Raw genomic sequence first — 17,031 nt, forward strand, 5'->3', positions numbered from 1 at the left:
GAGTATTATCATTTTATTGACCCAAAAACATCATTACATGTTAACCTTCTGTGAACTCGCTGAGTGCATGACCATACTTTTCGTACTCGCCTCTTTGAATTTCAACCTCATAAATGACATCATTTCCATCATACTCTGTCAGCAGTACATCTCCGATTCGATAAAGCACCGAGGTTAAATCCCCTCGTTCCGCAGGAATGCGGAATCTCAGCGTATCACCGCTCAAATGCTCTTGAATCAGTTCACGAATGCGCAGCAAATCGCCTTCATCAAAAGCGCTAATTTTCAAATAGCCCTCCCCAGAAGGAAGCATTTCCAGTTGCTCAGGGGTACAGGCATCTTTTTTGTTAAATAATACGATCTGAGGCTTGTCCGCAGCCCCTAGCTGTTGTAAGATCGTCTCTACAACTTTCATCTGTTCGTCTCGCATATCCGAAGACGCGTCTACGACATGCAAAATGAGATGAGCCTCATTCGCCTCCTCCAAAGTAGCACGGAAGGAAGCAACCAAATCATGAGGGAGATTTTGGATAAAACCGACCGTATCCGTAAGAATAACTTCTTTTCCACTCGGTAGCTCCATTGTTCTGGAAGTAGGATCCAGCGTCGCAAACAGTTGATTCTCAATATATACATCGGCTGCGGTCAGTTGCTTCAACAGCGTCGATTTACCCGCATTGGTATAGCCAACAAGTGCCACCTGAACAATGCCGCTCTTTTGCCTGCGCTCCCTGTGCAAATACCGGTGGCGGGTCACTTCCTCCAGTTGGCGTTTCAGATCACTGATTCGATCACGAATATGACGGCGGTCTGTCTCCAGCTTGCTTTCACCAGGACCACGTGTCCCGATTCCACCACCGAGACGCGAGAGATTTTTGCCATGTCCAGACAAACGTGGGAGTAAATATGACAACTGCGCCAGTTCAACCTGAATAATACCTTCCCGTGTTTTTGCACGTTGTGCAAAAATGTCCAGAATCAATTGTGTGCGGTCAATAATTTTGAGATCCAGACTTTCTTCCAGATTACGTACTTGGGCCCCCGAGAGCTCCTGATCAAAAATAGCTGTATTCGCTCCCAATTCTTCAGCAACTGCGCGCAATTCCTCTACTTTTCCTTTACCAATAAACCATTTTGAATCCTTAGCTTCCTTATTCTGTGTCAGGACGCTCAGTACTTCAACTCCCGCTGTCTCAGCCAGTTTCACCAGCTCATCCAACGAGTATTCCGTATTGATGCCAGATCGTTTGACTTCATCCGTAATTAGACTGACCAGTACCGCCTTGTCCTGCATTTCGGTTTGTGTATCATGAGTGGAGTTCGCCATATTGTTTGCTCCTTTATTTTCATGTCAACTCTCGAACAGAGACCGACCTGATGTTCAGGCCGGCCCCCGCTCGATGTCATACCATTCGATGTGATTCAGATTCCTATTATCGCCTATCTTTTGTCCATTTTCAAATCCTCTGGACGCAGCGTCATCAATTCCTGTTTGCCAGGTTGCCCGCTCCGGTACTGATTGAGCAACCTGACAGCTTGGTGCCGAATCGCTTTTTCAATCACGTTACGAACATATCGTGCATTACTAAATGCATGAAGACTGTCATTACGCTCGTTTAGCAAATGCTCCTTCATTTTAATTATGGACTGAGGCATGAGAATATAATCCCGCTCCTTGGCCATCATCTCGGAAATTTGGATAAGCTGATCCACAGTATAATCAGGAAAATCCAACTGGATTGGAAAGCGAGAAGGAAGACCAGGATTTGTTCGTAGAAAAAAGTCCATTTCCCCCGAGTATCCAGCGAGAATCAGAATAAATTGATTTTTTTGGTCTTCCATGGACTTTACCAAGGTATCAATCGCTTCTTTTCCAAAATCCTTTTCCCCTCCGCGTGCCAAACTGTAAGCCTCATCAATGAACAACACGCCGCCAAGAGATTTCTTTACCAGATCTCGCGTTTTTTGTGCCGTATGGCCAATATACTCACCGACCAGATCAGCCCTCTCTACCTCAATCAGATGACCTTTGCTCAGTACACCCATTTTTTGCAGCATTTTAGCGATAATGCGGGCTACTGTCGTTTTCCCTGTACCTGGATTTCCTTTGAAAATCATGTGATATACGTGTGCATTGCTCAATAATCCCGCATCCGTGCGCATATGGGCGATTTGCAAAAAGGCATATACCTCAAATACCAGGTCTTTGATGTTATCCAAGCCGACGAGATGATCGAGTTCTTTCTGAATTTCCTGATAAAGACTGAGATACTGCGGTAGCGCCTGTGACTTGGTTGAAGCCACTGCTTCCGTCTCGTCCACAGTCACCGAAGCTATCGGCTCCGGGCTACGCAGCACGACATTAATTTGTCTGGAAGGTCTCTCCTCCGACCGCTTGCCCGCGGCGATTCCCCGTCCGTTCATGCATCCATCACCTCAACATTTCTTCAGGCACAGCTTACCCTATTAATGTATTCGGTCTGGCATGTCCTTATTAGCATAAAAGCACCGTGAACGTGCACAAAGCCTTTTCTTTAATTCAGGCAACCCAAGTTTGAACGCTGATCCACCACCGTTGCAGCGTCCATTTAGCGTATGCCAATACTTCTCTTGATTGATGAATTGGCATATTCAGCACTTTGGATTCCGTCAGTGCCATCTGAGGATGATCAAATTTCAAGAATTGAGCAATCTCCATCGCCCGAGGGCCATGATAGCTATGTGTGATGATCACGGTGGAGGTCCATCCATATTCATTCATGATGCGCTGGCTATAGAGCAGATTTTCGTAAGTACTGGTCGCATGGTTTTCCAACACAATATGCTGTACAGGGACCCCCCTATCTACTAAATAGCGTTGCATGCCCTCAGCCTCCGTATACGGAAAATCTGGTTTATCCAGTCCCCCACTTACAATTAGACGCTGTACCGTCCCGTTGCGGTATAAGCGCAATGCTTCTTCCAGCCTTTCCTTCAATCCAGGACTGGGCACAGCCCCCCACATAGAAGCACCTAGTACGATTCCAATTTGCACTTGCTTGAGCGGAGTGGTAGAGGCGGCTGTATTCATGTCCCACACTCGGATACCTGCCCATACCAATCCGACCAAAATGAAAATCATCAAACAAAGTACAAGACGCTTGGATACCATAGATATCTTCTTAAGGCGACTCTGCCCGCTTTTCAACTCAGGGCGTTTGGGCCTAGTGTCTTTAATCCACTGCAAAACTTTCACCGTTCTCTCTTGAAATCACCGTTGTGAAACCATTCTGCCCGGTGTTTCAGCGACATTTTAAAATAGGGGAACACGTGGGCATCTATCTGATGTAACACATCAGCCGCTGTACGGTTAGCCAATTCTGCCTCTTGCGTTGAGATATGCCCCCGTTGTAACGCCTCCTCCAATTCATCCTCATCCACTAGGAAGATTTCACCGTTTTTAAGCACCACAACATCCAAATACAAATCGTCAAACCATGGGACTCCTTGATCGGTCACACCCTGATTTCGGCAGGTATCAATGTACCATTCAACGATTTGCTCCCGGTTGTCAAACATAGCAGTCACCACATAGTGCTCACCTTTTGGATAATATTGTAGCCAGGAATATCCTTTATCCGCTATGCAAAACGTATGACCACCGTAACTTTTCCATAACGGCTCCTTGAGACTCAAAATTGTATACAGGGTCACATATCCTGTAAACGCGTCACTTTCTACATACCGGCAAGCAAACTTGCGATTGGTGATTCTGCGCCAGTTGGCCCGGTCTCCGAATTTGCGCTTCATAAATGATGTTCCTCTCCAACATTGGTAAAACCAGCTTACCATATTTAAACTGTACACTCAAAAAGAACCCCTTTACCAAAGCAAAAAAAGGTATTCTCAGACCGTGAAACGGTCCGAAAATACCTTTGATTTGAAGCAAATTCAACTTACATAAAGCATTACTTGCTAATCCCGATTGTGACGTCCACGATTGGAGTTCGAATGACCGTTGGAATTGCCTTCTTGAGTTCCATCCGTTGTGACTTCAGTCGTAGATGCATCCGTATTTTCTGGATTTACCATAGTATCTTCATCAGAAATACCTGCATCCGGTGTAGTAGTCTGACCATTTCCCTGATTTGTATCGTTTCCATTGCCGGAATTGCTATTATTGTTACCTGTGCCTCCAGCACCATTCCCACTAGTATCTCCAGGAGATGCCGGAACCTGACCTGAGCCATTATTGTTGTCGATACCGCCAGGAGCTGTATTTCCCTGATCTGTACCATTTTGTCCGTCTGTAGCCCCGCCATTATCCGGTAAGGTTCCATTCTCGTTTGGATCAGTCCCTTGTTGTGGATCAACCGGAGTAGTCTCTGCCGGAATTTCCACACGGATCGTATTAGAAGCCTCGGATTCTTTACCATCCGCTCCATAAGCCACTACATAATATTCATACGTGTTTCCAGCTATAGGAGACGTATCTTCACCACTCGTGCCCTTCATGGCCTCCATGATTGTTGCAAAGCCTGCATCAGAAGTCCCTTTGCGATACACACGGTATTGTACATTATCCCCCGTCGCCGCAGTCCAGGACAACGATACAATTTGGGTGTCCTGACTATAAGACCCGCTCAGCCCGCTTGGAGCGGTAGCCTGAACCGGCTCTTCTGGCTTCTGCTCAACTGGTGGTTCATATCCCTTCGGCTCGCTGAATTGCGTAACCGGATGCCCCTTGAGAGCTTCACCCATGACCCTTCCGAAAAAGGCTGCCGACTGCCCACTGTAGTTTCTGAGCATATGTTTGCTGTCCGGCTTATCATAACCCATCCATACTGCTCCGGTATATTCTGGCGTATAGCCGACAAACCAGATGTCCCGGTTACCACTGTTACCGCTAATTCCACTTTGGGTCGTACCCGTTTTACCAGCTACAGGCCAGTCAATACGTGCTTTGCGACCTGTGCCGCTATTGACTACATTTTGCATCATTTGTGTCATTTCATAAGCCGTTTTTTCACTCATTACAGATTTAGTATCCTCTTCATGAGTATAAACAACTTGATCATCACTATTGTTAATTTGCTTAATAGAATAAGCTTTTTGGAATTGTCCTTTATTGGCAAAAGCGCTGTAGGCCTGCGCCATTTCAAGGGTATTCGTTCCTTTGCTTAATCCACCCAATGCGATAGCAAGTGAGTGATCATTTTTGTCCATCGGAATGCCTACGCTCTCGGCAAATTGAACCCCTTTTTCCACACCGATTTGGTTCAGCAACCATACAGGCGGAATATTTTCAGACTTCGTAATGGCATCGAGCATGCTAATGGTTGATGAGTAACCATGCAAGTTTTTCGGACTGTATCCGTTAAAACTCTGGCGTTCGTTACTCAAAGGGGTATCCATCGTAAATTTACCGGATTCAAGAGCTGGCGCATAGGCTACAATCGGCTTGAAAGCCGATCCTGGCTGTCTGCGGCTCTGTGTCGCACGATTGAAGGTTCCCTTTTTATAATCTCGTCCGGGTGCCATTGCGGCAATTCCACCTGTTTGGTTGTTAATAATGACCATCGAGGCTTGAACAGGCTGATCGTCAGGACTTTTTTCGAACATGTCATCATCTGCCATCGCCTGATCCAGCGCATTTTGGGCCTGGGCATCCATTGTCGTATGAATCTTATAACCACCAATAATCAAATCATTGCCGCTAACTCCTGGCAGTGCATCCTCTGCCTCATCCATGACGTATTCCATAAAATTTTGATACTTTTGAACTTTTTCTGGTTGTTTGTAATCGTAATTTACAGCCTTGGCCTCTTCCATCTCTTGCTTTCCAATCATCCCCTGCTCAAACATCAGCTGGAGAACCACCGCACGTCGTGCCTTCGAGTTTTCCGGGTTACTGATTGGATTATACTTGGATGGCCCTTTCGGAATAGCTGCCAGTGTAGCGACCTGCCACAACTTTAAGTCATTTAAATTTGTCACTCCAAAATAGCCTTCCGATGCTGCTTTAATACCGGAATATGAACGTCCAAACCAAATCCGGTTCAGATATAGCGTAATAATTTGATCTTTATTCAAATTTCGCTCCAAGGCCATTGCAATGGATACCTCAGTCGCCTTACGGAAAAAGGTTTTGTCACGTGTCAAAAACAAGTTTTTGGCCAGCTGCTGAGTCAGCGTACTGCCGCCCTCCACTGCCGAACGAGCTATAATATCCTTAACAGCCGCCCGACCGATAGACCAAATATCAACACCCTGATGCTCATAAAACCGTTTATCCTCTGTTGCCACAAAAGCTTTTTTCAGCAGATCTGGTATTTCTTCGCTTTTAACAGGATCGCTTTTTTGCACAGACAACTCACCCATGAGCACACCGTTGCGGTCATAAACCTTCGATGTCTCGTTCACTGTAATTTTGTCTTTGTTGGCTTTGTAAATTTTTTCGCCATTAACCATGACAAATAAATATCCACCAAGTGCACAGAATATGGCTAAGGCCGCTGTAATAAATAGCGTCCACCCCACTCGCTTACCTGTTATTTTCTTTTTCTTGCCCTTCGGCTTCTCTTTAGATGTGTTTCTATTGCGATTGCCGGATCTGGACAATGAATCGTTTGGCATTCCCCTGACTCCCTTTCGCGAATAATCATATGATACCTAACATAAGCTTAAAGCTTGCTGTCGGCAGCATGAAAGTAAACGGAATGAAAAGAACAACCCTGATCAGGTTGCTCCCGGTCACATTCCTATACAGTTAGACGAGACGGACGCCTGAAAAGTTTCATGAACCCGGACGACCGTCAAGCCGTAATCAGTTATCGCTAGCGTTATCCTGTTGCTGTACAAGCGATACATTGCGTTGCGGTGTAAAGGTGGAGATGGCATGCTTGTAAATCAGCTGTTGCTTTCCATCCGAGTCGATAACAATCGTAAAATTGTCAAATGCTTTAATCGTCCCTCGCACCTGAAATCCATTGATGAGGTATACCGTTACAGGTATAGAATCCTTGCGCAATTGATTCAGAAACGTATCTTGGATATTAATGGACTTGTTCATTTTAGCCGTACCCCCAATAATCATTTGGATTGTTTTGAAGTATATTCAAGGTCTGTCCGGAACTTTCCTGCTATAATTTCGTGTATTCGGGCTGCATGAGCAGAAAAATTTCCGAAATCAGTGACATCTACCCACTGGATATCCTTCATATGGCGAAACCACGAGAGCTGTCGCTTCGCAAAATGACGCGTATCCCGTTTTAGCCAAGTCACCGCCTCTTCCAAAGACACCTCTCCCCGCAGGTAGGAGGATATCTCTTTATAGCCTAGACCTTGCATGGAGATGGCATCGCTTCGCACTCCCCGTTCCATTAAGGAGGTTACCTCAGCAACAAGCCCTTGATCGAGCATCCCGTCAATTCGGTCTTCAATACGTTTATATAGCATTTGCCTATCCATTGTCAAACCTACGATGCAGAGTTGGTAGGGAGATTCCTTTTTTTGACTGGCAAGTTGAGAGCTAAGTGTCGTTCCGCTAACATGGTAAATTTCCAGTGCCCGAACGACACGACGACGATCATTAGGATGCAGACGAAGTGCACTTTCGGGATCAACCGCCTGTAGTCGCGCATGAAGCGCGTCAGCTCCAAACTGTTCGGCATAGTCAAGCTGTTCCTGACGAAAAGCTTCGTCAGCCCCCACCTCGGAAAACTGGTATTCATAGCAGACTGATTCTACATATAAACCTGTTCCGCCTACGATAAACGGTAGCTTTCCTCTAGATTGAATATCAGGTATGAGACGACGACAGTCTTCCTGAAATTGAGCTACTGAATATGGGTATTCAGGCTCATGAATATCAATTAAATGGTGCTTGATTCCTTCCATTTCCTGTTCGGAAATTTTGGCAGTTCCAACGTCCATATGACGGTATACCTGCATGGAATCCCCGGAAATAATTTCCGCGTCAAATTGTCGAGCCATCTCGATGCTTAGTTTCGTCTTGCCAACCGCAGTCGGGCCAACAAGAACAAGTAATTTAGGCTTAGGTGCCACTGTCAATATCAATCACTCCGTACACTGTTTTCGTTGTGCCCCGCTGCTCCACACGGAAGCCGAGGCGGGCAAATTCCCCGCTACCCCGTTTTTCTTTTAATACAATTGTTTTTCGTGCAATCCGTTTCGCATGAATAATACTTTCCTCACTCAACGCGTCTGGGTTAGCCAACCCTCTCAATGGACCGATTGCGCTGGAATCGAGTAATGGATCACGGAACATAGGGTCAAAGTAAATAATATCTATACTGCGATCCGGCAAACTACGCAAATAGTCCAAATGATGACCAAAACGAACATCAATGTTGGAAAAGGCCTGATCTACTTCAGCGTTGCCGGAACGGTAATGCCTCATTCCATCCTTGATTAAAGCATAGACGGGGAAAGAACTCTCCACAGCCGTGACTTGTCCAGAGCTTCCCGTTCCAATTGAAAATAGAAGAGAATCCGTACCAAGTCCTGCGGTGCAATCCAGCACAGTATCACCCGGGACGATCCGGGCAGCCGTCAACATCGGGTCAGGTTCACCCTTTAATACCCGTTTGGCGCGAATGAAGCCCATACTCGGGTGAAAAACCATCGGTGATTGTTCTGGACTAATCAGCCTCACTCCGCCCTGCACCAGAACCAATGCTTGGCGGACTCTGTGAGCCGCGATTAGCTTAGCTACCGATATGCCACGACGAGGGGCATACAACACCTCTAACTCGGCTGCAAGCAGCTTCGCTCGCTCCACAACCTCAGCCGAGGGGGAATCCCCTGTCGTGACCAGTAATTCGACTTTCTTCTCCCGTAGCCTCGACCGCTCTTCTTCATGGTTTTCCCGATCCTGCAACATATATATACTCCCTTACATTACTCTTTTAAACAGCTTCTCTAAATCATATGTGGAAAAGGAAACCACAATAGGTCGCCCATGAGGGCAAGTATATGGTTGTTTGCACGCTGCCAAACGCTCTAGCAGCACGCTAGCCTGTCGGTCAGTCAGCTTCTGGTTTGCCTTAATCGAAGCCCGGCAGGAGCACATGATCGAGGCTGCTTCCCGCAGCTTTGCAAGATCAATGGCTCTTTCCTCGAGCACCCATCCGGCCATTTCCTCAATAACATCCGCTTCTTCCCCTTGGGGAAGCCAGTACGGGTAAGAGCTGACACGGAAAGTTTGACCGCCAAAATGCTCCAAATACACCCCCGCCTGCTCAAACCAGTGCAGCCTTGTTTTCAACTTTTCTGTCTCGGAAGGCGTAAAATCCAGTGTAATTGGCAGTAGCAATTCCTGCGATACTGACTCGGGATTACCGAATTTTTCATAATAAAATTCATAATTGACTCGTTCATGTGCGGCATGTTGATCAATTAAATACAAGCCCTGGTCGTTCTGTGCAATCAGATATGTCCCGTGGTGCTGACCGATTAAATTCAGTTCAGGAAAAGTGGGCAGCTCTGGAACTTCTCCCGACACCGCTGCCAATTGCTCTGCATTCAGACGTTGCTGGCGAGGCTTCTGATCCGCGAAATGACGGGAATCCGTAGCGTGTCCTGCAATCGGCGGCACAGAAGATGGGTAAGCAGCAGAAGCAGCCGTTTCCTTTATCCCTCCACTGTATAAAGAAGATGTGCCTATTGCAGCATTATCTCCTTCGGACGACTGTACAGTCGCTCCATCAGGGAGCGGCACGTCCCCTCTAACTTCACTCCCGTTGTTTTCTTCCACAAAATCTGCATCCAGTTCATCATCACTAATACTTTTACCTGAAAGGTTGTTTGCCCGTCCAATGGCTGAGAGGCTATCCCTGCTCGGACGTTGCTCACGCTCCTGGCTACCTCTGTTATTCTCTTCGTTTCTGTTCAAGTGATTGGATTGGCCCGGTACCTGGTTCTCCGGCGAGGTCACGGAAAGTGGCAGTGCTCCCCCCCGGTCTTTGTCGGAAGGAGCATCCCCTTCCGCACCATTTCCCTTCGAGAAGTGAAACTGCTCCTGCACAAACGAGCCACTGTCCTTGCCACCGATCTCGCGCTTGACTGCCTTCGGAATCAGCACTTGCTGCCCTAAAACAGCTTTTACCGAATCCTCGACCAACTGAAACAGTTCAGCTTCCTTGCTAAATCTTACCTCCAGCTTGGCAGGATGAACGTTAACATCCACCAAAGAAGGATGCATTTCCAGTTGGATCACAGCCAGCGGAAAACGATTGATCGGCAATAAGGTATGATACGCCTTGAGCAACGCCTGATTAAGCCCGTAGCTACGCACAAAACGTCCATTCACTACCGTCGATATCGCATTCCGATTCGATCTGGTCCACTCTGGGCGGCTGATATAGCCGCTAATTCGGTAATCGAGGCTCTCTCCTTCCAGCAGCAGCATGGACTTCGCCGCAGAAGTTCCATAAATAGCGGCAATCACCTGGAGCAAATCACCATTACCCAGCGTTTGCAACAATGTATTGCCATTATGCCGCAATGTGAAGGCAACCTCAGGGTGCGAAAGCGCCATTCGGTACAATACATCCGAAATGTGTCCCAGCTCGGTCTGGATTGTTTTCATATATTTCAGCCGTGCAGGTGTATTATAGAACAGCTCCCGTACGGTAAAATCCGTCCCTTGCCTACTAGCGGCATCCTCGTGAAGCACCAGCTTACCGCCCTCAATCACCAATTTACGGGCACGCCCGTCATCTCCGGCTGCTGTAAGCAACTCTACTTTCGATACAGCCGCTATACTTGGCAACGCCTCTCCCCGAAAGCCGAGACTTGTGATCTGAAACAGGTCGCGACCATGTCCAATTTTGCTTGTCGCGTGCCGATAGAATGCCGTCTCCACATCCTCAGGCTCAATGCCACTTCCATTATCCGTCACCCGGATACTTTGCAGACCGCCTTCTTCTACCCATACGTCCACCCGCGTACCGCCTGCATCAATCGCATTTTCCACCAGCTCCTTCACGACGGAGGCTGGACGTTCCACGACCTCACCGGCAGCAATCTGGTTCGCAATATGTTCATCCAGTACCCGAATTTTAGACATCCTTTTAACCTCCTCCTGACTTCAAAGTGTGATGAAAAATAGGAATAAATGTCACTTATTTTAACTACAGGCCATTGGCCTTGTTTTTAAGATCATTTAACAGCTGCATTGCCTGTAAAGGAGTCATATTCATGACATCAGCATTTTTCACCTTGCGCAAAATTTGGCGCACAATCGGATTAGCCTCTACTGTCTCTGCATGGGGCTTGGAGGCGGCAAGCTCCTGCTCTCCGAAAATGGACAGCTGTACCACTTCGGTTGCTCCTTGCTCCAACTTGCTGGAATCCTCCACAGTCTGTAGAGTATCTTCTTTTACCAGGGTGGCCTGCTGTGATAAAGACTGAGTTGATGATGCAGTTTCTCCGCTTTCTCGCAATGTCTGGCCTGAATTATATTCGGTCAAAGAAGAAATATCTTCCGTCCCTGAAACTGTACGAAGATCAGTCCCTTCCTTCCCTCCTACTACTATCTCGGTACCTGCCGTTACTTGAGCTGCTGCCTGTTCAAAACCATTCAGCAGTCCATTCGCTCGCTCAATAATGTTATTGGGCAAGCCTGCAAGCCGAGCACAATAAATGCCATAGCTACTGCTAGCCGCTCCCGGTATGAGCTTGCGGAGGAAATTCACCTTGTCGCCGCTTTCCTGCACGGCCATAGAGTAATTTCGCAGCGAAGACAGGCCTTGCTCCAAATGCGCCAGCTCATGGAAATGCGTGGATACCAGCGCCTTACAGCCGATCGTGTCATGGACAAATTCGATGACTGCCTGTGCAATTGCCATCCCTTCACTAGTGGACGTACCTCGTCCCAGTTCATCAATAATGATCAAGCTTCGCGGAGTTGCCTTGTCCGTCATTACTTGGATATCTGCCATTTCGACCATAAACGTACTCTGCCCGCCGATGAGATCATCCGCCGCGCCGATCCGTGTAAAAATGCGATCCAGCATCGGCACCTTGGCACGTGCAGCTGGGACAAAGCAGCCAATTTGAGCCATAATTGCAATAAGCGCAACCTGACGCATATACGTACTTTTCCCAGCCATGTTCGGCCCGGTGATAAGTAGAATATGCGCATCGCCTTCCTCCAACACCGTGCTGTTGGCGATAAAACCGCCATCTTTCATTACAGCTTCCACCACGGGATGGCGCCCCTGCTCCACTACGAAATCATATCCTGTAGTCAGCTCAGGTTTCACGAATCCCCGTTCCGCACTAACCGATGCCAGCGACTGATACACGTCAATTTCAGCCACTTGCTCTGCCAGCTTTTGCAAACGGGGAATTTCAGCGTTCAGTTTACTGCGAAGCTCTGTAAAAAGCGTGTACTCCAGATCAACCATTTTATCCTCGGCTTCCAGAATTAGAGATTCCTTTTCCTTCAACTCCGGTGTGATATACCGTTCCGCATTCGCCAACGTCTGTTTGCGTTCATATCGACCTTCTGGTAATGAAGCCAAATTGGATTTGGTCACCTCGATATAATAACCAAATACTTTGTTGTATCCAATTTTAAGTGACCGAATGCCGGTTGCTGCACGTTCCTTGGCCTCTAGCTCAGCGATCCAACGTTTACCGTTCACACTCGCCTCGCGCAGTTCGTCCAGACGCTGATGGTAGCCTTCCTTAATAAGACCTCCATCCCTTACGGAAATTGGCGGTTCATCCGCCACCGCTTCCTCAATCAACGCACACAGGTCTGTACAGCTATCCAGCGTTTGTGCAATCCGTCTCAGCGTCTTCGAAGGAGATTCAGCGCACAGCTCGCGTAAAGAAGGAATTTGGGCCAGCGACAGCTTGAGGGCGATCAGATCACGTGCATTAGCACTACCAAAGGCGATCCGCCCAACTAGACGCTCCAGATCGTAAATCTCTTTAAGCTGAGCACGTACATCCTCTCGGAAAATAAACTGGTGGTATAGCTTGTCCACCGCCTCCAAGCGTTCCTCAATAAGACTGCTGCTCAACAGTGGCTTGTCAATCCAACGACGCAACAGACGGGCTCCCATGGAAGTCTCTGTGCGGTCCAACAGCCACAGCAACGAGCCTTTCTTGGAGCGTTCCCGTACCGTCTCCACCAGTTCCAGATTCCTGCGGGTAAATGGATCCAGAATCATAAAATGGTTTGGCTCATATACCGAGATTTGGGTCAATTGGCCTAACGATCTTTTTTGCGTTTCATTCAAATAGGAAATCAAGCGCGATACGCACCGTCTGCGTTCCTCCGTAAGCCTTGCCCACGTGGCTTCCCCAAATTGATCCCGAACCAAATCATCCTTGGATTTGTCCCAGGCTGTATACACAACACGCCGTCCAACGGGGGACATACGGGATGTCACAAAATCCAGCAGATGACCATCTCCCAACATTTCGGAAGGCTCATAAATGTTAATTTCATCTAGTAGCCATTCTTTCGAATCAGGCACAGAGGTCACATACAATTCACCTGTTGACAAGTCGCACGCCGCAAGCGCCAGCATCCCGTCCGTCTCTGTGACACATACCATGTAGTTGTTGGATTTGTCACCCAGCACCTTGCCTTCCATTACCGTTCCCGGGGTCACAACGCGGACAATATCCCGCCGCACCATCCCCTTCGTAGCTGAGGCTTCCTCCATTTGCTCACAGATGGCCACCTTATAACCCTTCTCAATGAGGCGCTGTATGTAATTTTCAGCTGAATGATAAGGCACGCCGCACATCGGAATTTTTTCCGTGGCGCCACCCTCACGACCCGTAAGTGTAATTTCCAGCTCCTTGGATGCAAGAATTGCATCATCGAAAAACATTTCGTAAAAATCTCCCAGACGGAAAAACAAAAATGCATCTTTAGCCTGCTCTTTTATGGATAAATACTGCTCAATCATCGGTGTATATTTGGACATACCGTTCACTAACCCCCACACTTTGTTCCGTTTAAACTTATAATTATCTCTCATTATATCAAAAATGACAGTCGATAACATGAAACCGTTCCTGGTGTCGACACTTGATTTTACGTAAGCTTCCAATACGGCCGCAAATCCCGTGATTCATCCCACTGTTTCTCCTTGCGGAGGCTGTCCAGCAATGGGCTTATATAAGCCTCATATTGCGAGTATATTTCCAGTGAAACCATGTCCAAAATAAGAGGTTCCATATACTCCTTAAGCACAGATTGATTTCCTTCATAAAAGGCTCTGTGAGCCTCCTCCTGACCCAGCGGCCTACGTTGCAAACGCGGATATTGAGAAGCAATGAGAAACGCCATTCCAATCACACCTTTCGCCAGCTGTGGCGAAATAAGAAAACTGGGCAGTGTACGATATTCAAAGCCTCCATACGACTGACGGCGAAAATCACCCAAATTGCCATAATGCGGTCTGCGCCGGGCCGCACGCTTGTCTTCCAGTAGCGCCAAAGGCAGTGCCAAATAGTTATCCAGTGCCCGGAGCAAGGCACCGTTTAGCGAAACCCCGCTAAAATGCAGATGTCCGCCCAGCGGAAAACCCGGTTGCGGCATCCCCCCCGCCTGCCAGATGAGTGTGCGGTCAGCAATGCGCCGGGCTGCGGTTGCAAAAGCTTGACGCAGATGCTTCAGCAGACGGGCCGGATCTCCACTTGGCGCAGGACGAAGCTCAGCGACTGGATACAGTGTTCGTCCTCGACGAGTAACAGCATCGCAGCCGGCTATGCCGAGACGACCCAAATATCTTGAGGCCGGAATGACCCGTCCCTCTGGCATACGAACCAGCACAAATTCGGGGTCCATTCCGATGAGTAGTCGATCTCTCCCTCGTTCCACTGAAAGATTCTCACCCTCAATATCCCCTTCACGCGCAGCAATTTCATATAACGTGGCCAAACGTCTATCGTTCAGCCATGGCTGTGCCGAGACTTCGCGCACCTGACAGCTGCGCTCCCCCAGCGGCGTCAGTACCACCTCACCACTGTCCAAACCCAGTGTGTACAACGCACGTACAGCCAGCCGCTCCATCCGGACATAGAGCAGTGAACGTTGATCCAGCTCAGATAGATCGTGTGCGCGGACTTTGGAAGGTCCCTCGATGGCACGTCTACGAATTTCCAGCACTCGCAGTTGATGGATTTGCACCGCGTAGCCTATCGCAAAATCTGCAAGGCTGCTATCCATCCACTGCACCGCTATGCCTGAACGCTCCAGTCTACGCTTTTTTTCATCATTTGGCATCTGTCTGAAGCGTATGAGCGCCTGTCCCGGCTGCTGCATCATATTCCCCCCTACGGACTACGTACGGATTTCACCCCAATTTCAACCCAAACAATAAAAAAGGAGGGCCTTTGCCCCCTGCGCAGAATCAGCCGGCGCAAAGAGTAAAGCGGCCCTCTTTTTGGTTACTTCTGTCAGAGCTCGTCGTCAATGAGGTCGGGGTCGAGCTCCTCATAGTCCCCCTCTTCCGCTCCAAAATCAAAGTCTTTTTCAAAATCATCGCTGCTACCATTCGGGAATACTTCTACAACAATCTTCGTTTCCGCCACCAGCTCCACCGCAAATTCCCGCTCGACCCGGATCATTACGCTGCCACCTCCAGAAGACACACTGGCCTCGACGCAACTCGGCTCCTGTGTAGCTTCGGCGGATACTTCCACTGTAGACGCCCGGTGCTTCGGATCAAGATACGAGAGCGGCACATTTTCTACGTACGACACCGTTTCCTTGGCCACATCGGTCTGCGAGTTTTTATCGTATGAGTACCAAATATTGATATCATACGTCCCGACGACCTCAATGCCGTCCCCCGCCGCCACAGCTTCATACTGGTGGTTAATAATCCATGCCCCTAAAATGCTCGTTGGATTATTCGGCGGAGTTACGGTATGGGTTACGGTAGAGAATCTGCGACCTTTACCACAGATCGCTTTGGTAATAATCTCTCTACGATTTTTATGACTTAATGCCATTCTTGAACCTCCTCCATACAATCAATCATTCCATACATATGTATGCAGGTTGTGGGCGAATGTTGAGTGAATAGGCGAAAAGGAAAAAATATTATTTGTATAAGCATATGCCGCGATGGCTTGAACTCATGCACGCCAATGTGTTACATGCTGCTCAACGATCTGTAAAAATTCGCTAAGAGCCGGAGATTTCCACTTTTTCGTGTGATAAGCGACCTGAGTAGCCACCTGCTGTTCACTGTCATCCCAGGCTAAACGCGCCATTTTACCTTCTCGCAGCTCATTTTGTACCGTTACCAGCGGAAGCAGCGCAATACCCAATCCAGCCATGACACACTGCTTGATGGCTTCAATACTCCAAAATTCCAGGCTAGGGTCTGAAAAAATACCGTGTTTATTCAAATACTGCTCAAAAAGGATACGGTACGTACATCCTGCCTCCGTATGCAAAATGGTTTCATCCTTCAAGTCGGCAGGCTCTACCCGGGTATGGGTAACCAGCGAATGCTTAAGTGGAGCAACCAAGGCCATCGGCTCATGAATAAGCGTGGTGACATTCAGTTCTCTATCCTCCGTCTCAGGCTGAAGCAAAAAAGCCAAATCCAACTCACCCGAACGAATCAGATCACGTAATTCCCAGCATTCGCCGGGTTTAAGTACAATTTTAACCTTCGGATACCGTTCCCTGTACTCACGGATCAGACTCGGTAGACGAAAAGCGGCCAGAGACTCTGGTGCTCCTATTTTCAGCGTGCCCGCCAATTCTGTTTCTGAACGAAGTGCATCCTTAGCCATAGCATGCATCTTGGAAATTTCCTGCGCATAGGGCAGCAGACGTCGTCCGGCATCCGTCAGCATGATTTTTTTGCCAATGCGATCAAAAAGCGGCGTACCCAACTCTGTCTCTAGCGCTTGAATTTGAGCAGTGATACTCGACTGTGCATAATCCAGTATACGCGCTGCTCGCGTAAAACTGCCTGCCTCAACTACATTTAAAAAGGTAAACAAATGCCGCGATTCCATAATCCGCTCCTTCAATCG

13 protein-coding genes are annotated in these 17,031 nt (G+C 48.0%); all 13 read right to left on the reverse strand.

Translation table 11 applies throughout. The features are described 5' to 3' along the window. Positions 1-40: 40 nt before the first annotated feature. The 13 genes from hflX to NLX78_RS04555 all read right to left on the reverse strand — a co-directional run bounded on the left by hflX (position 41) and on the right by NLX78_RS04555 (position 17,013). Positions 41-1,327, reverse strand: coding sequence for a GTPase HflX (gene hflX / locus NLX78_RS04495; protein ID WP_013310577.1), 1,287 nt, complete (start codon positions 1,325-1,327; stop codon positions 41-43). Positions 1,328-1,440: 113 nt separating this feature from the next. Next, the gene (locus NLX78_RS04500) at positions 1,441-2,424 is read right to left on the reverse strand and encodes an AAA family ATPase (RefSeq protein WP_025718768.1); all 984 of its coding nucleotides are present in this window, start codon (positions 2,422-2,424) and stop codon (positions 1,441-1,443) included. 115 nt (positions 2,425-2,539) lie between these two features. Next, the gene (locus tag NLX78_RS04505) at positions 2,540-3,235 is read right to left on the reverse strand and encodes a YdcF family protein (protein WP_254349733.1); all 696 of its coding nucleotides are present in this window, start codon (positions 3,233-3,235) and stop codon (positions 2,540-2,542) included. Continuing rightward, positions 3,232-3,789 (reverse strand): ribonuclease FAU-1 family protein, encoded by a 558-nt coding sequence (locus NLX78_RS04510; protein ID WP_013310580.1) that lies wholly within the window; start codon positions 3,787-3,789, stop codon positions 3,232-3,234. The genes NLX78_RS04505 and NLX78_RS04510 overlap by 4 nt, the downstream gene beginning before the upstream one ends. Before the next feature lie 165 nt (positions 3,790-3,954). Next, positions 3,955-6,615 (reverse strand): PBP1A family penicillin-binding protein, encoded by a 2,661-nt coding sequence (locus NLX78_RS04515; protein ID WP_254349734.1) that lies wholly within the window; start codon positions 6,613-6,615, stop codon positions 3,955-3,957. A 190-nt stretch (positions 6,616-6,805) separates the two neighbouring features. Then, positions 6,806-7,051, reverse strand: coding sequence for an RNA chaperone Hfq (gene hfq / locus NLX78_RS04520; protein WP_023989043.1), 246 nt, complete (start codon positions 7,049-7,051; stop codon positions 6,806-6,808). A 20-nt stretch (positions 7,052-7,071) separates the two neighbouring features. Then, positions 7,072-8,052 (reverse strand): tRNA (adenosine(37)-N6)-dimethylallyltransferase MiaA, encoded by a 981-nt coding sequence (gene miaA / locus NLX78_RS04525; protein ID WP_069289755.1) that lies wholly within the window; start codon positions 8,050-8,052, stop codon positions 7,072-7,074. Beyond that, positions 8,036-8,884: a class I SAM-dependent methyltransferase gene (locus NLX78_RS04530; protein WP_254349735.1), complete on the reverse strand. Its 849-nt coding sequence runs from the start codon at positions 8,882-8,884 to the stop codon at positions 8,036-8,038. The genes miaA and NLX78_RS04530 overlap by 17 nt, the downstream gene beginning before the upstream one ends. Before the next feature lie 12 nt (positions 8,885-8,896). Further along, the gene (gene mutL, locus NLX78_RS04535; RefSeq protein ID WP_254349736.1) at positions 8,897-11,071 is read right to left on the reverse strand and encodes a DNA mismatch repair endonuclease MutL; all 2,175 of its coding nucleotides are present in this window, start codon (positions 11,069-11,071) and stop codon (positions 8,897-8,899) included. A 64-nt stretch (positions 11,072-11,135) separates the two neighbouring features. Beyond that, positions 11,136-13,955, reverse strand: a complete 2,820-nt coding sequence (gene mutS / locus NLX78_RS04540; RefSeq protein WP_254349737.1) for a DNA mismatch repair protein MutS — start codon at positions 13,953-13,955, stop codon at positions 11,136-11,138. A gap of 110 nt (positions 13,956-14,065) precedes the next feature. Continuing rightward, a complete protein-coding gene (locus tag NLX78_RS04545; RefSeq protein ID WP_254349738.1) occupies positions 14,066-15,301 on the reverse strand; it encodes a putative amidoligase domain-containing protein in 1,236 nt (411 codons plus the stop codon). A 131-nt stretch (positions 15,302-15,432) separates the two neighbouring features. After that, a complete protein-coding gene (locus tag NLX78_RS04550) occupies positions 15,433-15,990 on the reverse strand; it encodes an outer spore coat protein CotE (RefSeq protein ID WP_061831597.1) in 558 nt (185 codons plus the stop codon). Positions 15,991-16,116: 126 nt separating this feature from the next. Beyond that, positions 16,117-17,013 (reverse strand): LysR family transcriptional regulator, encoded by an 897-nt coding sequence (locus NLX78_RS04555; protein ID WP_254349761.1) that lies wholly within the window; start codon positions 17,011-17,013, stop codon positions 16,117-16,119. Positions 17,014-17,031: the final 18 nt, after the last annotated feature.

It is taken from the genome of Paenibacillus sp. Lou8.1, from assembly GCF_024213565.1.
Classification (GTDB): Bacteria; Bacillota; Bacilli; order Paenibacillales; family Paenibacillaceae; genus Paenibacillus; species Paenibacillus polymyxa_B.

Coding starts and splice junctions, on each gene's coding strand:
- NLX78_RS04550 (WP_061831597.1), bottom strand. CDS start 15,990: ATGGCATTAAGTCATAAAAATCGTAGAGAGATTATTACCAAAGCGATC.
- NLX78_RS04530 (WP_254349735.1), bottom strand. CDS start 8,884: ATGTTGCAGGATCGGGAAAACCATGAAGAAGAGCGGTCGAGGCTACGG.
- hfq (WP_023989043.1), bottom strand. CDS start 7,051: ATGAACAAGTCCATTAATATCCAAGATACGTTTCTGAATCAATTGCGC.
- NLX78_RS04500 (WP_025718768.1), bottom strand. CDS start 2,424: ATGAACGGACGGGGAATCGCCGCGGGCAAGCGGTCGGAGGAGAGACCT.
- mutL (WP_254349736.1), bottom strand. CDS start 11,071: ATGTCTAAAATTCGGGTACTGGATGAACATATTGCGAACCAGATTGCT.
- NLX78_RS04515 (WP_254349734.1), bottom strand. CDS start 6,615: ATGCCAAACGATTCATTGTCCAGATCCGGCAATCGCAATAGAAACACA.
- hflX (WP_013310577.1), bottom strand. CDS start 1,327: ATGGCGAACTCCACTCATGATACACAAACCGAAATGCAGGACAAGGCG.
- NLX78_RS04555 (WP_254349761.1), bottom strand. CDS start 17,013: ATGGAATCGCGGCATTTGTTTACCTTTTTAAATGTAGTTGAGGCAGGC.
- mutS (WP_254349737.1), bottom strand. CDS start 13,955: ATGTCCAAATATACACCGATGATTGAGCAGTATTTATCCATAAAAGAG.
- NLX78_RS04545 (WP_254349738.1), bottom strand. CDS start 15,301: ATGATGCAGCAGCCGGGACAGGCGCTCATACGCTTCAGACAGATGCCA.
- NLX78_RS04510 (WP_013310580.1), bottom strand. CDS start 3,789: ATGAAGCGCAAATTCGGAGACCGGGCCAACTGGCGCAGAATCACCAAT.